Source organism: Pseudomonas sp. PME37.24/006 (genome assembly GCF_055556635.1).
In genome coordinates, this window is the sequence record NZ_JBVHNL010000185.1 from 1 (window position 1) to 259 (window position 259).

Consider the following 259-nt stretch of genomic DNA (forward strand, 5'->3'; position numbering starts at 1 on the left):
CCGCTGCCCCTGCGCGTATGGCAATCTTTCCCAGTCCGCGCGAATGAAATCGCCATCGCGGAGCTGGGCGGCGCCTCGCCGGCGATGCTTCCCATATCCGTTGCGCCGGGTGTGACGCTGCAGGCCTTTGTCAGCCTCGTTCCGGCTGTGACGCTTTTCCTGGCGGTGCTGCGCCTCAGCGCTGAAGAACGCCGCTCGCTGTCGCTGTTGTTTGTGGGGTTGGCCGTCGTCAACGGTTTCCTCGGCCTTGCGCAATTGT

Annotated in this window: 1 protein-coding gene; it reads left to right on the plus strand. The window is 64.5% G+C overall.

Annotation, left to right across the window (positions count from 1 at the left end; genetic code table 11):
• On the plus strand, positions 1–259 hold a 259-nt coding region (locus ACZ3GY_RS24340), incomplete at both ends, for a hypothetical protein (RefSeq protein ID WP_465912349.1).